Here is a 17,107-nt window from a genome sequence, read left to right as displayed (position 1 = left end):
GCTGTAAGACAAACGCGATGAGAAAGGAAAAGGCACTTAACAAATTGTTAAATGCCTAGTTTAATACTATCTACCTGCGCGACGTAAAGCGCTTGAAGTAAATTCGTTATCGTTAAATGACTGTGAAAAATCGTACATTTTTTCTTGGTTATCTAAACCAATTGCTAAATAACGACGAGAATTCAAATCATGATAAACCTCAAGCGTACTCCACTGTGTAGGTACTTCGTAGTAGTTAAGGCCATAAGCCATTGCTACACGGTAAAGTTGGTCGCGGTTATCATAAATATCAGTAACCTGTACTTGCCAGCTATCTTCATCGATGTAAAACACACGTTTTTTATAGATATGACGTGTATCATCTTTTAAGTTAGCTTCAACAACCCAAACACGGTGTTTTTCGTAACGTGTATGTTCTGGGTTAATATGGCCAGGCATTAAAATATCATCGTACTCTAGCTTATCACTATGAAGTTTATAGCTGTTGTAAGGTATATATAACTCTTGCTTGCCTTTTAGTGTCCAGTTGTAACGATTTGGCGAGCCATTAAACATATCAAAATCATCGGTAGTACGCAGGCTATCTGCAGCTGTGCCTGGTGCATCATATGCAACATTAGGTGCACGACGAACACGACGTTGTCCCGAGTTATAAGTCCATGCTTGACGCGGCGTTAATATTTGATCCATTGTTTCATGAACTAATAATGCAGTACCCGCTAAACGAGCCGGTTCTGTAACGCTTTGTTTAAACTTAAACAAAATATTTGAGTCTTGCAGCTCTGCTGGTGTTGCACTAGGGTCTGAGTATTTAACTAATAACTGCTCATCAAAGCCAACATAGTTATAAGAACCAGATGCAGTCGGTGCAGCTTGACCACCAAAACGCTCAATAGACTGGCCACGGTAACGTAATAAATGATTCCAAATTGCCTCTAAACCCGTTTTAGGAATAGGGAAAGGAATACCAATCGCCGTATTTTTAATACCGTTACCGCCTTCAATTAATTCAGCAGTCGGTGCAAACTTTTTAGTCGCATCATACACAAACTGAGGGTAAGACGCAGAACGACGTGTTTCATACACTGGCATTTTAAATGTGTCTGGGTATGCTTCAAATAAAGCGATTTGACCCGGACTTAAATTGGCTTTGTACTTTTCAATATTACTTTTATCAATAGTGAAAAGCACTTTATCAGCTGTAAATGGGTCAAGGTGATGCATACCAGCTTCATAACCTGCAGGGGCTGTTGTAATGCCATTATTCCATGCTGGAATAGAGCCATCAGCATTAGCTGCTTTTTCTGCGCCCATTGGCGTTAAGTTTTGACCTAATTGAGCAACTTCATCAGCGTTTAATTTAGCTAAAGCTGCGCTGCTTGCAAACAAGCTACAAAAAGCTGTAGCGATGAGGGTAGGTTTTTTAATCATAATAATGTTACCCCTAAATAGAATATTTTAAGTTAAAAGAAACGTAATCGCGATCTGAGAAAGTATTAATATCGCCGCCGCCCCAAAACGAGTTATAGCTCACATCAAGTGACCACGCATTTTGGTAGTTAAAGTTCATGGTTGCACCCAAAGATTTACGGTCTTCGATAAATAAGAACATAGGGTCTGGTGTATTACCATTTACGTCATGAGAAAATACAAAACGTGGAGAGAAGTTAATACCTTTGTAAAGGTTAAAATAATCACCTTTAGCAATTAAGCGGTAACCCCAAGAAGATGCTGTGGCGAATGATTTTTCTTCAGCGCCATTTGATAAACCAAGTTGCAATGTTGAATAATCAGTAGTACCTGGGCCTGTAATTGTGCCACTACGGCCAGTACCGGATACATTTAAACGCATTTCGTCATATTCTGGCATGTTATGAATTTTTACAGCACCCACTTCACCAACAACAGCCCAACTATCAGCCCCTAATGAAGGTCCAAATAAGTGAGTAGCCGTGAATTGAATTTGTGATGTATCACGTTCTATATAGCCTTGAGCAACTTCACCCGCTCCAACAGAGCTTATAGCATCGCCAAAACTCATTTGCGAAATACCCGCAAAATCAGGACGAATACCGGCAAGCGCCAATTGCTCAGGCATAGCTGTGTAAAGTAACTCTACGTCATCAATTTGCAGTGGTTCATCTTGACGAAACGCAAACTCACCCGCAAAGGCTGTTTCACCAATAGTGGTGTTAAAACTTAAACCATATAGTTTAATATCTTCTGGGTAGTCGTTTTCAGCTTTAGAAAAAGCGGTTAAATCAGCAACATTATCTGACGTAATTTCTGTCGTCATGATCATCGCTAAATCTTGGGCAATTGCAGCTTGTGAAAAGTTTGATACGCGACCAGATATAAGCGGACGACGGCTATGGTAATTCACATGATAGAGTGCAATTTCAGTATCATTAAATTCAGGTAAAAACACACCTAAACGTAAACCATACTGGCCGCCATCTTCAGGTTCTGTTTTACCATTATCCCCTTTGCCTTTTAATGCAACCTTAGTTGGGTAAGCAAGATACATTTGGGCTAATAAAGCGCTTCCTTCAGCACTTGAAGGATCAATACCTTGAGCAGCGGCTGCTAATGCAAAATCAGATGTTAGGTTATTCAAACTATCTGTTAAAAAAGCCACATCAATATCAGGATTAGACGTAAAACCTAATTGAACATTCTGCTGATAACCATTTTCTGCTGCAAAGTCATTGGTAGAAAAGTATGTACCGGCTGCTGGTAAACGTGTTTCTTGCCATTGATATTGGTAGAAACCTTCAAGCGTAATGTTCTCAGTAATACCGAGCGATGCCCAAAGCATACCGATTGGTATAAATGCTTCTTTTAGCTCAGCGCCAGGTGCTTTTAATCGATCTATATCAACTGGGTTTACGTTAATACCATGAGATATAAGCGTACTTTCACCCCAGTTAACTACTTGCTGGCCTAAACGGACAGATAAAGGGTTATTACCATCATTTAAATCAAAATCGGCCCATACAAACGCATCTAATAAACGTATGTCGGCACAACTTTGTGCTTTGGTGTCTTTATCGTCACATGGATCAACACCCTGCCCTGATGTAGGATTTGAATATGCATGATTGCCATCCATCAACGCAAAGTCATAAAAATACATGAAGCGAGTGAACAAACCGTAGTTATCTTTATTTATTGAAAGGTCGTGTGTGCCCTTCAATAGTTTTGAGAATGAGTCACCACTATCAAAATTTAAATTACCCGCGTCACCGTTATTTGAGTAAGAGCCCGGTTGTGCCCATACATCTTGAGATGAGTAAATAGTGTTGTTTAGCGCTGGGTTGTATCCTGTCCAATCAAAGGCTGGATTATTACTTTTGCCAATTAGGTTAAAGTCTCTATCTTCTACACGAACACTTTGCCCATATGAAAAGGTTGAATCGAAGGTAATATCAAAACCTCCAGCTTCAAATGTTACAGCTTGAGTACTTGCTGCAGATAAACCTAAGCTAGCGGCTGCTAAACCTATAGCGATTCTATTTTTAACAAAAAGCGATCTTCTTATCATTTTGGTTCCCCCCTGTCGCGGGTCATTTTGTGTGATCAAGTTATTGTTTTTAGTGTAATCATAACGATAGAAGCGAATCAGTAAAATTACAAATACTCGCTCTAATCTGTCATATACTTCTTATTCTGGTTAACGCTTACGTATTGGTAAGACGTCGTACCAGATAATTTATACACGTAATTTAACAATAGGACAAATTGAAATTAACAAAAATACAATATTTTTATGTATATATAACATAAAAACCGAGTGTCAGGCCACTCGCTCTAGGCGGATGAACTTGTTTTCGGGGGTTAATAAGAGTCTAAAACGGCCACGTACACCCAAGCTCGAAATGAAGGGCCTCAAATGCGTAGCAGCAAAACGAATTGTTTTACCGCCATCCTCTACAACTTGTAAAGAGCTAAAACGGCCATGGTAGTAATCCATGCACTCGTTATAGCTCAATCTTAAGGTAAAATAATACTCAATCATTTATGCGAGCGCTTTTTCAACCTTTTCATACAAGTCAGCACTTAGGCCATCTAAGTTGGCTAAGCGTTGTAATTGCAGCTTCATTGCTTGTGAGCGTACATCATCGTAACGCTTCCACGACATAAACGGTGTTAACATACGAGATGCATTTTGTGGATTAATTGCATTAAGTTTTATTAATAAATCACCTAATAACGCATAGCCTTGAGCATCTGCTCGATGAAATTGTGCTGTATTAAAGTGGCTAAAACTTCCTACAAGTGCACGTACACGGTTAGGATTTGAAAAATCAAAACACGGGTGTTCGTAAAGTGCCTTAATATCATCTATAGCAGTACTGCCTGATTGCATAGCTTGCAGTGCAAACCACTTATCCATGACTAAAACATCATGACGCCACTGACTATCAAAATGACTCAAAAGCTCATCTCTAACAGGGTGTGAAGCTTTTACCACAGCGCTTAGGGCACCAAGTACATTAGTCATATTAGTCGAGCTTGCAGCTTCTTTAATAAAGGTTACAGCTTCTGGACTTTGTGTTTTAGCAAGGTAGTGCAGACATATTTGCTTTAAAGCACGATTCGCAACAGCGCTTGCACTTATACTGCCATCATCTTCAAGAGATTCGTAACAACTAAGCAGCTCATCAGCAAGTTCATCAGCAATTTGTTGCTCAAACTTTTCTGTTATTTCAATAATGTCATCTACAGGTATTACATCAAATTCAGCAGCTAACGTGTCAAAACTCGGCAATTTAAACAGCTCTGCAATTAAAGCTAAATCGCCCTCTTTGGTGTTTATAAGTACACGTAGCGCATTTATAATTTCGCTGCTTAATACGCTATTCGTTGCATCGGTGATTTGAGATTTAATCGCCTTAATGAATAGCTGCTGTTGTGCATCCCAACGTGAAAAATCACTGCGCGCAAAACGCATAATATGCAATAGTTCGGGCTCTGTTGTTTGCTGGTTTAAAATACAAGGAGCAGAAAAGTCTTCGAGTAAAACCGCAACAGGCTTTTCTAAAATATTATCAAAGCTAAATGTTTGAGTCGCATTAGTTACATCGAGTACATGATCTAGCTTTTTACCTTTATATTGCAGAGCAATACTTTGTCCATTGGCATCAAGTAGTTCAATAGCAAAAGGTATATGAAGCTTTTTATTCTCTGGCTGATTAGCTGGCGCTGTTTGCTCGATTGTCAAAGTGTATGTATTTGAGCTGCTATCAAATTCTTGAATTGCATTTAAACGCGGTGTACCTGATTGGCTGTACCATTGTTTAAATTGCTCTAAATCAACACCTGATGCATCGCTCATCGCACTTACAAAGTCATCACATGTAACTGCTTGCCCATCGTGGCGCTCAAAGTAAAGCGTCATCCCTTTTTGAAAGTTAGTTTCACCCAGTAATGTGTGCATCATACGGATAACTTCAGCACCTTTATCGTATACAGTTACTGTATAAAAGTTATTCATTTCAATAACTTTCTCAGGGCGAATTGGGTGAGCCATAGGGCCTGCATCTTCGCTAAACTGATGCGTACGCATAACTTTGACCGCATCAATTCGGTTAAGTGCACGAGAGCCTAAATCACTACTGAACTCTTGGTCTCTAAATACAGTTAACCCTTCTTTTAGCGATAACTGAAACCAATCTCTACAAGTAACTCGGTTACCTGTCCAGTTATGAAAGTACTCATGCCCTACAATGGATTCAATCGTATGGTAGTCTTTATCTGTGGCTGTTTCTTGATTAGCTAATACGCATTTACTGTTAAAAACGTTTAGCCCTTTATTTTCCATCGCGCCCATGTTGAAAAAATCGACGGCTACAATCATATAAATATCAAGGTCATACTCTAAATTAAAGCGTTCTTCATCCCACTGCATTGCCTTTTTGAGTGAGGCAATAGCATGGGGTGTTTTAGATAAATTACCTTTATCAACAAACAATGCTAATTCTACATCTCTGCCGCTTTTAGTCGTGTACGTATCTTTTAAAACATCAAAATCGCCCGCTACAAGTGCAAATAAATAGCTCGGCTTTTTAAATGGGTCTTGCCATTTCACAAAATGACGACCATCTTGTGTTTCACCACTGTCTACTTGATTACCATTAGAAAGAAGTTGTAGATACTTTTTATCGGCAATAATAGTTACATCAAACGTGGCAAGTACATCAGGGCGATCCATGTAATAGGTGATCTTTCTAAAACCCTGCGCTTCACACTGTGTACAATACGCACCGCCAGATAAATACAAACCCTCTAAAGAAGTATTCGTCTCAGGCGATATCTCGGTCACAATACTTAATTGGCAACTATCCGGTAGGTTATTAATTATTAGCTGCTCGCCAATAATTTCATAATCAGTTATATCAACCGTATCAATAGATAAAGACAGTAAGCGTAAATCAATACCATCAAGCACTAAAGGTGCTTTTTTATCACCAACACGCGTAAGCGTTAGCAAAGAGCTTACTTTGGTTGATAATGGCTGTAAGTCAAAGGTTAGCTCTGTGTGGTCAATTAAAAAATCAGGAGCTTTATAGTCTTTAAGATATTGTGCTTGAGGTTTACTTGATTCAGTCATAGATACTCCAAAACAGCTCCTTTTAAGTTAAAAGGAGCTGTTTAAAATTAGGCGGATTGTTTTGGCTTAATACGTAAAATTTTAATGCCCAAGTAGGCATAAACCACCGCTAAAACAGGGTTAATTAAGTTAAAGAAAGCATAGAGTGCATAATCAAAAGGATTTATTAGTAAAACGCTTTGCATATATGCGCCACACGTGTTCCATGGAATTAGTGGGCTGGTAATTGTACCGCCATCTTCCAATGTACGAGATAAGTTAACAGGCTTCAAACCACGTTTTTCATATTCATCTTTAAACATACGACCAGGTACAACAATTGCAATATATTGATCGGCCGCTATCACGTTAGTACCAATACACGTTGCTATTGTTGCCGCAATTAACGATCCCGTACTTTTAGCTATTTTAAGTATGCTTTTAACAAAAATATCCAAAAGGCCTGTTTTTTCCATAATGGCACCAAACATCAGTGCAGTCATAATAAGCCATGTGGTTGTAAGCATTCCGGACATACCACCACCACTGAGTAGGGAGTCCATTTTGTCATCGCCTGTACTTATGCTAAAACCATCAAAAAACGTCGTCCAAACAAGCTTAAAATAGCCAACTAGCTGCCCTTGAGAAACATCAATTTGGCTAGCAATTAAATCAGATTGAAACAACATGGCCCAAACAGCGCCCACAACAGCACCGATAGAGATAGCAGGAAAGGCTGGCATTTTTTTAATCGCTAAAACTAAAAGTACAATTAGCGGGATTAGCATTTCAAAACCAATATTAAAGTTTTGCTGTAAAATAGCCGTTATTTCATCAATGCGCCCCGCTTCGCTTGAAGCAGTTGCGTTAAAGCCCATGAATATAAATATAATCAGTGCAATTACAAAACTTGGTACTGTCGTCCACAGCATATGTTGAATATGCTCAAATAAATCAGCGCCTACAACTGCTGGCGCTAGATTGGTTGTTTCTGACAGCGGGCTTAACTTATCACCAAAGTACGCACCAGATATAACAGCGCCTGCTGTAACTGTTTGTTCAAGTCCAAGACCCGTTGCAACGCCTAATAAAGCAACACCTATCGTAGCGGCAGTAGTCCAAGAACTACCTATACTCATAGCTACAATGCCACAAATTAAACAACTCGCTGCATAAAACCAACTTGGGTTTATAACTTGCAAGCCATAATAAATTAAAGTTGGTACAGTTCCAGAAAGTAGCCAAGTGCCAATTAACGCACCTACCATAAGTAAAATTAGGATAGCGCCAAGTGAAAGCGTTATACCTTCGATCATGGCTTGTTCTAATTTTTTCCATGTATAACCGTTTTTAAGCCCAATTAAAGCCGCTGCAAAAGTAGCAAATAAAAGTGCAATTTGGTTAGGGCCTGATGAAGAGTTATCACCAAATAAGTAAACTGCAGCACCAAGTAAACAAATTAATACAGAGATAGGAATTAATGCATCAAAAAACGAGGCGGGCTTGATTGGTTTGTCATCCAATAGCTTCAAAGTAGAGACTCCTAGACACACTTACTGTGTGTTTAATTATTATTTTTAGCACGTAAAGCGCATTAATTGAGCATGATTGATCTAGCTCAACTTTATGTAATCAAATATTATAACAATTTAGTAAATTTTAGGTAGTAAAAAAGGCGCTAATGCGCCTTTTTTATAGAGGTAAAACCAGTTGTTACTTCTTAGCTATACGACCATAATTAATATAATCTTGAGTAATTAATGCAGCTTCTTCCAAAAATGGGTCAAGCTCTTCAATTACTTCAGGTAAATCGTCTAAGTTTTCTACCGGATCTTTACCTAAACGCTTAAGACGTTCGTTAGTACGTACAAGTGCACGTGCTTCACCTTCATCTTTTTCTTTAATACGCGTAGCTTCAACTAAAGAGATAGTTTTACGGTCTTTCTCTTCGTTGTATAAGGTAATGTCATTAAATACATAACCAAATTCTGGTTCTGATTTAATTCGTACTTCGTGTTGTTTCTCAAGGTACGTAATAATAGGTGTTAAATTACCTAATTTTTTGTATTTCGCTTTAACAATGCTGTCCCAAGGAAGTGCATTATCTTGCTTACTTTCGCCCCACTCTGCAGGATCGATTGCTGATGGAAACGAAATATCAGGGATCACACCTTTATGTTGCGTACTACCACCGTTAATACGATAAAACTTAGCAATCGTATATTGTACGCTACCCAGCGCATTATCGTATAAATCGTAAGCGCGGCCTAAGCCTTTGTGCTGCTGTACTGTACCTTTACCAAAAGTTTGCTCGCCAATAATAACTGCACGACCATAATCTTGCATAGCTGCTGCAAATATTTCAGAAGCAGAGGCACTGTAACGGTCAACTAAAACAGTTAAAGGACCGTCGTAATAAGTTATACCATCACGATCTTTTTGCTCTTCAATACGGTTATTTAAGGTATGAATTTGAACAACTGGACCTTGGTCAAAAAACAAACCAGACAGTTGTGTTGCTTCATATAAAGAACCACCACCATTTTGGCGTAAGTCGATAATAATACCATCAACTTTTTCTTCTTTAAGCTTAGCCAGCTCAACTTTTACATCTTTCGAAAGATTATTGTAAAAGCCTGGAATTTCAATCACGCCAACTTTACTTGTTAAATCAGAGTATTTGGCTTCAAATACTTCTGATTTAGCCGCTCTATCTTCAAGTCGAATTTTATCACGCGTGATTTCAACAACTTTAGGTGCGCCGTGAGCGTCAACACCTTTTAAATACTGTAGACGTACTTTAGTCCCTTTAGGACCTTTAATTAAATCAACTACGTCATCTAAACGCCAGCCAATTACGTCTACAAATTCTTCGCCATCTTGGGCAACACCAATAATGCGGTCATCAGCTTTAATTTGATCTGTTTTATCTGCAGGGCCTCCCGGCACTAAGCTGCGAATAACAGTGTAGTCTTCATCAGGGCTTAGTACGGCACCAATGCCCTCAAGCTCTAAATCCATATCCATTTTGAATTGCTCTGCACGACGTGGCGATAAATAAGATGTATGCGCCTCAATACTACGTGCTAGCGAATTCATAACAATTTGAAAAGCATCTTCTGAATTAGATTGTACTAAACGTTTTTCTGCATTTTTATAGCGTTTGGTCAGCACTTCTTTAATGCCTTCCCAATCTTTACCCGTCATTTTTAAACGCAGTGCGTCGTACTTTACACGCTCACGCCAAATTTCATCAAGCTCAGCTTGTGACACAGGCCATGCTGAATCTTCACGGTCAAAAAAGTATTCATCTTCTTTATCAAACGTCATTTCTTTTTCAAGTAAAGTAAGTGAATACTCGTAACGTTCAAAACGGCGTTTAAGACTTAAGTTAAAAATATCAAACGTAAAGTCTAATTTACCGGTAGTAATAGCGTTATCAAAGTCATCACGATATTGCTCAAAAGAAGCAATATCGCTGGCTAAGAAAACGCTTTTATTAAAATCAAGGGATTCGATATAACGATCGTACACTTTACTAGAAAGCTCATCGTTAAATCGAACCGGTGTATAGTGTGAACGAGCAAATAAGCTGGCCACTCGTTTGCTAGCAGTACCATGTTGACTCTCTTGCTTAAGCTGGGGTAAATCGTCAATTGTAACGGCTTCTACAGCAGCAAATAATGAACCTGAAAACAGGGCAGCAACTAACGGAATGAGCGTAAACTTTTTACTCATACACAACTCCTTAATTTATTTACAACTTAAACGATGTATAAGCTGTCAGCTTTGGTTTTAACTTGCATACCTGTCACTAATTCAACATGAACGTCATCTTTGTTCACTTCAGTGATTACTGCATTTACAAGTGCTTGGCCAAGTTTAACCTTAACCTTATTATTAACCTTGACCTCAGTTGCTGGTAAAGGTTCAATTTTTCCTGAACGTTTAACTGGCGCTGCTTTAGCAGGTTTGTTAGCTGCAGGTGCGTTTTTATCGCCTGCTTTGCTAGCATGAGCTGGTTTTTTCTTGAAAGATTTAGAATCAGAATCTTGGCGAGGACGCTGTTGTTTTTTGCGTTTTGCCATTTTAGCGCGGCTTTCTTCCAATGCTTTTTGTGCATGGTCGATATGCTCTTGCTCAACTTTTTCACCTTGATTACCATCAAGATCAATACGAAACTCTGACTTTGTCACAGCTTCTAAATAACGCCAATTAGACGTGTATTTTCTAAGCGCTTGACGAACTTGAGTCTTACTTACTTTTTCAGACCCTTCAATACGCTCAGCAATATCTTTAAAAATACCTACTTTAAGCGGCTTGATGCCATCTTTTTGTTTAAAACATTGTGGGAATTCTTGATATAAAAATTCCAACACTTCATTAATATCTTTTAGCTTGTTTGTGGTTTCCATTTTAGAACCTATTTTTCACATCTTTTCATCAAGGGACGAATCGACGTAGTGTGTTACCCAGTCGACCAACTCTTCGAAATCGGCTTCTATTACAGCCATATCACCCCGAAGGTGTTCCCAAATACCATTAATTGTTTCATCAATAAATTCACATTCTGAATCATCTGGAAGACGATCCCATGCAATATGAATTAAATCATTGAGCGTTTCCGCTACATGCTCTTCTTCGCCTTCCCAGTCGCCAACATCTTGCACAGCAAATAGGTAGTCTTGAACATTTAGCAAATCTTTCATTACAGGCTCGCCTCTAAGCATTTCACTAATGCTTCAAGGCCAGCTTTATCATCAGCATCAAATCGGCCAATACTTGGACTATCAATGTCTAGTACTGCGAATACTTTACCATGTTTCATGATAGGTACAACTACTTCAGAGTTAGACGCTGCATCGCAGGCTATATGCCCGTCAAAAGCGTGAACATCTTCAATTAATTGTGTTTCAGCGGTTGCCGCAGCTGTTCCACATACCCCTTTCCCAACGGGAATACGGATGCATGCAGGATTACCTTGAAACGGACCAAGTACTAATTCAGTAGGAGAATCCATAAAGTAAAAGCCCGCCCAATTTACATCTTCTAAAGAGGTAAATAACAGCGCGCTTATGTTTGCCAAATTGGCAATTACATTAGATTCACCAGCTATCAGCGATTCAGTTTGCTTAACTAATGACTGGTAAAAATCGTGCTTTTGCATACCAAACTACTTCTTATTAAACATACAGTAGCTAAAGGTACTCTTTGTCGTGAAAAATTGGAACCTTTTGGAGGTAAAAAAAAGGAAATCGCACCGTTTATCAGCGTGCTTGGTTAATAATGCTGCGATTATTTTTTTACCGATTTGCGAAGACCAAATAAAAACAGTCCGGCTGCAAATGCTGACATAACACTATTAATCAAAAATATCTCGCCAGTTGAGGCACTTAATAAGTAACTAAATATAGCGCCACCTAACAAACCAAGCGTTAATACACCTGAATAATTAACTTTAGAATACTTAAACATTAGTAAATACCCTGGCACAACAAAGGCCGCCATCGTTAAGCCTACAATATGTGCATTTGAGATAGCAGTCATCAACAGTTGAAAAAATACGGATAAGAAATCACCCTGTAGCGTTAGTGCATAATACAATCCTAACAAGCTGCCAATAATTACCGGGGACAATAATGAAAGCGCGACGCTTTTTGCGAGTTGATGTTTCATCTAATAATCCTTAATACAGAGTATAAATTTTAATGTATTAAGCATGCACCAAGATCTAAAGCTTAGAAATAGAGACTATGGTCGTAATTTATGATTAAAAATAAACCTTATTGCAGTATGAGCCTATTAATAAATTAATAGGCTCATACGTTTGGGTCATACTTATCAAAGTGCTTATAACTGAGCTATTTTATTTGATAACTCAAAGTGGCGAGATGTTACTATTTCCTCTAGCACTGCCAATCTTTTGTTCAACATCGCTCTTTGTTCCTCTAATTTTGTTATCTTATTATTATTCAGTCCATTAAATTTTACTTGCGCTGCCATTATTGTAGTTTTATAGGTGAAATAACGTTTAGTAATAGTAAGAATCAAAAAGGGTGAGCTAAATATAATTATTACAATAAATAGTTCTAGCATGGTCGTTTCCCAATCAATTTAAGTAAGCTTGTTGCGTATAAAGGCCACTTTTAGTGCATTGAAATAATTTTGATAATGTAACTTCGCGCTGCTTTCCTCGTCGAATTAGCATCTCAACATACACAATACTTAACACAATGGCTGTTGCTTTAAATAAGTTACCTTGTAGATCACCTGCTGCGCCGCCCGACATACCAAATATTCCGTAAGCTGCATTCATAAAAATATGCATCCACATAGGAAACCAAATACGATAACCACATTCACAATATAGCCACGCAAACCATGTACCTGCTACAGTAGTGATCGCAACCGCCATCAATGCAGAAATCGTATCATTACCTTGATAAATATGGCCCAGGCCAAATATTACTGAACTAATCAATGCCGCAGGCACAAAGCCCCATCTACAATATTTAAATAAAACACCAAACAATGCAGCCCTAAAAATTAGCTCTTCAAAAAAACCCGCATAAACTGAGCCGGTGATTATTGCTGGTATTGATAGGTTAAGTTCATCACTCAAAAATCCATAACCTATTGCCATAGGAGCACAACAAATAATTGCTGCGAGTGCATAGTTAATAAAACCAGAAGAATTAAGCCCTATAGATTCAAAAGGCTCACTTTGTTTAAACAAAATAATAGCCGCAATAACTAACGGTCCATATAAAAAAGTATATTTAGCGGGGGTAAATAAAATGCCAGTTAGATTATCAAGTTCAGACAACCAGCTAGACCAACCTTCTCCCCAAAACTGCCTCATTACATAGTGGCAAAATACAAATATAGAAATTATTACAAGTGCCTTGATAGCGTATTTCATATCTACTTTCCTCGTTAAGTTGTAAATTTCAACTTAATCTTCGCAATAGTAAAAATACAAAGCGACTTATTAGGTCTCAATTACAAGACGAGGTATAAAGCCCATGTTTTAGGGGGGATTAACATGTTTTTGGGATTAATGACAAAGCATCTTTTATTACTTTTACATAAGAACGAGACACCGGTATTTTAATATCAATTGTATGCAGCGATAATTGCAACCCTCCAGCATTACCACTGTAGTGCTGAATGTTTTGCAGGTTGACCGCATAAGAACGGTGGCATCGTAATATAATTGTATTTTCTGGAAGCTGCTTTAATAAACCGCTAAGAGATACACGTAATAGTTTACGTGAAGTTGAAGCTCCTTCCAGTATTGTTATTTCACAATAGTTGTCTGAAGATTTAATAAATAAAATATGGTGATGAGCCGTGTTAATTTCGTCGTTTTTATTATCGCCTTTAAGAGTAATTGTCTTTAATTCAACTTCTCTCAACTGCTCTTGAACGACGCTAACTGTACTTGGCTTAGTTAAATCTATTACATGCCTATTTACCACAAGTAAAAAAATAAGAGGAAATACACCAATACAAAAAATATACCCTACAAAAAGTAATTGATTCTGCCAATGCCAAGACCCAAGTACAGCAACCACAAAATACCCATGATTGAATAACGCAGTAATTAAAATATATGTGACAGGAATAATAATTAAACGGCTTAATTTACTTAGCTTAAACTTAAGTAACACTATTTCTATGAATCCTGACAATAGCAAAGCACAAAAGGTTACTAACCCATAGCCAAAAAGCCGCAGAAACTTGTAAGACTCGGTATCGCTTGAAGTGCCAAAAGGTTGAAATACAAAAAGTACAAAAAGCGCTATAAACGAAAACATGACGGCACGATATACAACTAACTTTCTCGAATCTAGATCATCTTTGAGCCACAACATCCTATTTTGCATACCTTTAATCCACCAATATTTAAAAATAGCACACATTAATATGTGCATTCCAACTCATTTAAAATTTTTTGTGATGGTAGTTTTATTAAAAACAAAAAAAGGAAGAGAACATCAACGTTATTTAACAGCAGAAGGTGGTGTGTGAGCAATTCTATCTGCTTTTAAGATTTTACTAATGAGAGATAAAACATGTAATACCAATTCGCTTAATTAAGTGGTCTATTTTTAAGGCGGAAAAACGTGTTGATAGCTAGGCAAAAAATTCGCTATTTAGTTGTTCTAAATGAGAATTTTTTAACGCAGGGAGCGACACGTTTAGCCCCGCAAAATGATTAAGTATTATTGCGGATTGGTATAAGTGCACTGATTTTGTTCCAAACACAAAAAAGCCCGCTAAATTAGCGGGCTATTTTGTTATATGGTGGAGAGATAGGGATTTGAACCCTAGATGGGCTATAAACCCATGCCGGTTTTCAAGACCGGTGCATTCGACCACTCTGCCATCTCTCCGATACTGCTAAGTTAAAAGTAAGAGTGTACTAATAACTATTTAAGTGAATGATACTTTAATTACCACACACTTATTAAATAAGTGGTGGAGAGATAGGGATTTGAACCCTAGATGGGCTATAAACCCATGCCGGTTTTCAAGACCGGTGCATTCGACCACTCTGCCATCTCTCCGCACGGCCTGCATAATAGGGAAACCCATCCCTTTTGTGAAGCTTTTTTTTTAATTAATTGTTTAAGTGCTTAAAAAACAATTAATTTGTCTAAAGTTAGAACAAAGTGTTTTTAATTTAGCCGTCAATACTCTTTTATTTAAATATTTAACTCTATTGATCTACAAAGGTTTGCCCAAACATATAAGAGTTGGTAATCTAATTTTAGTTAAATTATCGAAACACACACGTTTCACTTAAAGGAGCTCTACAATGGCGTTTAATCAATCGTACAATACCGCGAAACCGGTAATGTCTACCATTGAAACAAACAAGGTACTTAAAAACACCTACTTTTTACTAGCTATGACACTTGCATTCAGTGCTGTTACAGCCGGTATTTCAATGGCACTACAATTACCTTACTTTATGGGAATTGTGTTTACACTTGTTTCGTTCGGTTTATTATTTGTTGTAAATAAAAAAGCAGATACAGCATCTGGTGTATTTTGGGTGTTTGCTTTCACAGGTTTAATGGGGGCAGGCTTAGGTCCATTGCTTAACCATTATGCTGCAATGCCTAATGGCCCAATGCTTATTATGCAAGCGTTAGGTTCTACGGCGCTTATCTTTTTTGGTTTATCTGCTTATGCACTGAACACTAAAAAAGACTTCTCATTTATGGGTGGCTTTTTAACGGTTGGCTTAATCGTTGTGATTGTAGCTAGCATCGTTAATATTTTTGTTGGCAGTTCACTTATGTTTATGGTGCTTAATGCGGCAGTTGTATTGATCATGTCTGGTTTGATTTTATTCGATACAAGCCGAATCATTAATGGCGGCGAAACCAACTACATTCGCGCAACAGTGTCTTTATACCTAAGCGTATATAACTTATTTACGTCTTTACTTGCTCTACTTGGCGCAAGTGATGACTAATTAAATAGTTCTGTTAAAATAGCCCCTTAATTGGGGCTTTTTTATTGGAATTGTTTTGTCACGTTTTGTTCTTTCATTACATACACCACCATCCGATCACGATACAACGCAAAGGTTAGTTAAGTTTGCGAATGCATGTTTAGCCCAAGGGCACACCATTGATGCTGTTTTTTTATACCAGCAAGGTATTTATCATGCATCTACCCACTTTGATTTATCCTCAGACGAACTTCAAATTTCAGCACTTTGGCAGGAACTCGCCGATCAAAAACTAAATTTAATGCTGTGTGTTACCGCCGCTGAAAAACGCGGGTTAGATATTAAAAACACAGGTGTATTTGCAGTCGCAGGGCTAGCTGAATTTGCAATGCTTGCAAGCGACGCTGATAAATGGGTGCAATTTAAATGATAAACGTATTAGTAATGAGTCAGTGCAGTCCATTTGACGATTTAAATATTCGTGATGCACTTGATATGACATTGATATTTGCTGCCGTTGACCAAAATGTGAGTTGGTTGTTTAGCGGCCCCGCCGTTTTGGCTTTAAAAAAACATCAACAACCAAACGATATTGGCTTAAAAGATTTTTTTAAAAACATTAAAACACTCGAAATCTATGATGTTGAAAACATCTACGTGTGTGAAAAGTCATTGCTTGATTATGGTTTAAATAAACATGATTTACTCATAGAGGCAAAAGCACTCAACTTTAGCCAACAACAAACATTAATCAAAGCGCAGCAACATGTGGTGAATTTATGAGTACATTACATATTTTTTCTAAGCCGCTTAACTATTATTCGGCTAATCAGCTAGAGAACTTAATTTTATCAGACGATAACGTGCTACTTGTTGGTGATGCCTGCTTTGCAAAAAAACAATTTAGGCAATTTGCAGATACACTGTTAATACTTGAACAAGACGCGCAAGTACGTGCAATAAAATTAACAGATAACGATAAAGCCATTAGCTATGAAGACTTTGTAGCACTCACTTTATCAACTAATCAATCAATTACGTGGTAA

General features: G+C 37.9%; 17 protein-coding genes and 2 tRNA genes. 4 read left to right on the top strand and 15 right to left on the bottom strand.

Features of this window, described 5'->3' with window-relative positions:
- Positions 1-66 precede the first annotated feature (66 nt).
- The 15 genes from GQR38_RS08475 to GQR38_RS08405 all read right to left on the bottom strand — a co-directional run bounded on the left by GQR38_RS08475 (position 67) and on the right by GQR38_RS08405 (position 15,165).
- Positions 67-1,431 carry a DUF1329 domain-containing protein gene (locus GQR38_RS08475; RefSeq protein ID WP_165721954.1) on the bottom strand — a complete coding sequence of 455 codons (1,365 nt, stop codon included), beginning with the start codon at positions 1,429-1,431 and terminating at the stop codon, positions 67-69.
- A 13-nt stretch (positions 1,432-1,444) separates the two neighbouring features.
- Entirely contained in the window at positions 1,445-3,544 is a 2,100-nt protein-coding gene (locus GQR38_RS08470; RefSeq protein ID WP_165721955.1) for a DUF1302 domain-containing protein, read from the bottom strand.
- Between the two features lie 252 nt (positions 3,545-3,796).
- Positions 3,797-4,018 carry a DUF2835 family protein gene (locus GQR38_RS08465; protein ID WP_010552655.1) on the bottom strand — a complete coding sequence of 74 codons (222 nt, stop codon included), beginning with the start codon at positions 4,016-4,018 and terminating at the stop codon, positions 3,797-3,799.
- Complete coding sequence (gene pepN / locus GQR38_RS08460; protein ID WP_101216250.1) at positions 4,019-6,613, bottom strand: aminopeptidase N; 2,595 nt, start codon at positions 6,611-6,613, stop codon at positions 4,019-4,021.
- 47 nt (positions 6,614-6,660) lie between these two features.
- Positions 6,661-8,124 carry a Na+/H+ antiporter NhaC gene (gene nhaC, locus GQR38_RS08455; RefSeq protein ID WP_007586912.1) on the bottom strand — a complete coding sequence of 488 codons (1,464 nt, stop codon included), beginning with the start codon at positions 8,122-8,124 and terminating at the stop codon, positions 6,661-6,663.
- A 181-nt stretch (positions 8,125-8,305) separates the two neighbouring features.
- Positions 8,306-10,330, bottom strand: a complete 2,025-nt coding sequence (gene prc / locus GQR38_RS08450) for a carboxy terminal-processing peptidase (RefSeq protein ID WP_007586913.1) — start codon at positions 10,328-10,330, stop codon at positions 8,306-8,308.
- A 26-nt stretch (positions 10,331-10,356) separates the two neighbouring features.
- Positions 10,357-11,007, bottom strand: a complete 651-nt coding sequence (gene proQ, locus GQR38_RS08445; protein ID WP_007586916.1) for an RNA chaperone ProQ — start codon at positions 11,005-11,007, stop codon at positions 10,357-10,359.
- 15 nt (positions 11,008-11,022) lie between these two features.
- Positions 11,023-11,301, bottom strand: a complete 279-nt coding sequence (locus GQR38_RS08440) for a hypothetical protein (protein ID WP_002961910.1) — start codon at positions 11,299-11,301, stop codon at positions 11,023-11,025.
- A complete protein-coding gene (locus tag GQR38_RS08435) occupies positions 11,301-11,759 on the bottom strand; it encodes a GAF domain-containing protein (protein ID WP_007586917.1) in 459 nt (152 codons plus the stop codon). The genes GQR38_RS08440 and GQR38_RS08435 overlap by 1 nt, the downstream gene beginning before the upstream one ends.
- 128 nt (positions 11,760-11,887) lie before the next feature.
- Positions 11,888-12,268 (bottom strand): hypothetical protein, encoded by a 381-nt coding sequence (locus tag GQR38_RS08430; RefSeq protein ID WP_007586920.1) that lies wholly within the window; start codon positions 12,266-12,268, stop codon positions 11,888-11,890.
- Between the two features lie 174 nt (positions 12,269-12,442).
- Positions 12,443-12,688, bottom strand: a complete 246-nt coding sequence (locus GQR38_RS08425; RefSeq protein ID WP_101216248.1) for a hypothetical protein — start codon at positions 12,686-12,688, stop codon at positions 12,443-12,445.
- 13 nt (positions 12,689-12,701) lie between these two features.
- Positions 12,702-13,514, bottom strand: coding sequence for a CPBP family intramembrane glutamic endopeptidase (locus GQR38_RS08420; protein WP_165721956.1), 813 nt, complete (start codon positions 13,512-13,514; stop codon positions 12,702-12,704).
- Positions 13,515-13,632: 118 nt separating this feature from the next.
- Positions 13,633-14,517, bottom strand: a complete 885-nt coding sequence (locus tag GQR38_RS08415) for a LytTR family DNA-binding domain-containing protein (RefSeq protein ID WP_165721960.1) — start codon at positions 14,515-14,517, stop codon at positions 13,633-13,635.
- Between the two features lie 383 nt (positions 14,518-14,900).
- Positions 14,901-14,991: transfer RNA gene (locus tag GQR38_RS08410), tRNA-Ser, on the bottom strand.
- 83 nt (positions 14,992-15,074) lie between these two features.
- Positions 15,075-15,165 (bottom strand) — tRNA-Ser (locus GQR38_RS08405).
- Between the two features lie 251 nt (positions 15,166-15,416).
- Here GQR38_RS08405 and GQR38_RS08400 point away from each other — a divergent pair.
- The 4 genes from GQR38_RS08400 to GQR38_RS08385 are packed head-to-tail and all read left to right on the top strand — an operon-like array spanning position 15,417 to position 17,107.
- A complete protein-coding gene (locus tag GQR38_RS08400; protein ID WP_007580214.1) occupies positions 15,417-16,082 on the top strand; it encodes a Bax inhibitor-1/YccA family protein in 666 nt (221 codons plus the stop codon).
- Positions 16,083-16,137: 55 nt separating this feature from the next.
- On the top strand, positions 16,138-16,491 hold the full coding sequence (tusD, locus tag GQR38_RS08395) for a sulfurtransferase complex subunit TusD (RefSeq protein ID WP_101216245.1): 354 nt from the start codon (positions 16,138-16,140) through the stop codon (positions 16,489-16,491).
- Positions 16,488-16,844 carry a sulfurtransferase complex subunit TusC gene (gene tusC / locus GQR38_RS08390; RefSeq protein WP_024600506.1) on the top strand — a complete coding sequence of 119 codons (357 nt, stop codon included), beginning with the start codon at positions 16,488-16,490 and terminating at the stop codon, positions 16,842-16,844. The genes tusD and tusC overlap by 4 nt, the downstream gene beginning before the upstream one ends.
- A complete protein-coding gene (locus tag GQR38_RS08385) occupies positions 16,841-17,107 on the top strand; it encodes a DsrH/TusB family sulfur metabolism protein (RefSeq protein WP_007580209.1) in 267 nt (88 codons plus the stop codon). Before tusC ends, GQR38_RS08385 begins: the two co-directional genes overlap by 4 nt.

Source organism: Pseudoalteromonas sp. c7(2019) (genome assembly GCF_011378625.1).
Lineage (GTDB): Bacteria > Pseudomonadota > Gammaproteobacteria > Enterobacterales > Alteromonadaceae > Pseudoalteromonas > Pseudoalteromonas arctica.
Note: the sequence above shows the minus strand (reverse complement) of the source record. Positions and strands in the feature narration are given on the sequence as shown.

Excerpts from the sequence above, each read along its gene's own strand:
- GQR38_RS08475 (WP_165721954.1), bottom strand. The coding sequence starts at position 1,431 with ATGATTAAAAAACCTACCCTCATCGCTACAGCTTTTTGTAGCTTGTTT.
- GQR38_RS08470 (WP_165721955.1), bottom strand. The coding sequence starts at position 3,544 with ATGATAAGAAGATCGCTTTTTGTTAAAAATAGAATCGCTATAGGTTTA.
- GQR38_RS08465 (WP_010552655.1), bottom strand. The coding sequence starts at position 4,018 with ATGATTGAGTATTATTTTACCTTAAGATTGAGCTATAACGAGTGCATG.
- pepN (WP_101216250.1), bottom strand. The coding sequence starts at position 6,613 with ATGACTGAATCAAGTAAACCTCAAGCACAATATCTTAAAGACTATAAA.
- prc (WP_007586913.1), bottom strand. The coding sequence starts at position 10,330 with ATGAGTAAAAAGTTTACGCTCATTCCGTTAGTTGCTGCCCTGTTTTCA.
- proQ (WP_007586916.1), bottom strand. The coding sequence starts at position 11,007 with ATGGAAACCACAAACAAGCTAAAAGATATTAATGAAGTGTTGGAATTT.
- GQR38_RS08440 (WP_002961910.1), bottom strand. The coding sequence starts at position 11,301 with ATGAAAGATTTGCTAAATGTTCAAGACTACCTATTTGCTGTGCAAGAT.
- GQR38_RS08435 (WP_007586917.1), bottom strand. The coding sequence starts at position 11,759 with ATGCAAAAGCACGATTTTTACCAGTCATTAGTTAAGCAAACTGAATCG.
- GQR38_RS08430 (WP_007586920.1), bottom strand. The coding sequence starts at position 12,268 with ATGAAACATCAACTCGCAAAAAGCGTCGCGCTTTCATTATTGTCCCCG.
- GQR38_RS08425 (WP_101216248.1), bottom strand. The coding sequence starts at position 12,688 with ATGCTAGAACTATTTATTGTAATAATTATATTTAGCTCACCCTTTTTG.
- GQR38_RS08420 (WP_165721956.1), bottom strand. The coding sequence starts at position 13,514 with ATGAAATACGCTATCAAGGCACTTGTAATAATTTCTATATTTGTATTT.
- GQR38_RS08415 (WP_165721960.1), bottom strand. The coding sequence starts at position 14,517 with ATGTGTGCTATTTTTAAATATTGGTGGATTAAAGGTATGCAAAATAGG.
- GQR38_RS08400 (WP_007580214.1), top strand. The coding sequence starts at position 15,417 with ATGGCGTTTAATCAATCGTACAATACCGCGAAACCGGTAATGTCTACC.
- tusC (WP_024600506.1), top strand. The coding sequence starts at position 16,488 with ATGATAAACGTATTAGTAATGAGTCAGTGCAGTCCATTTGACGATTTA.
- GQR38_RS08385 (WP_007580209.1), top strand. The coding sequence starts at position 16,841 with ATGAGTACATTACATATTTTTTCTAAGCCGCTTAACTATTATTCGGCT.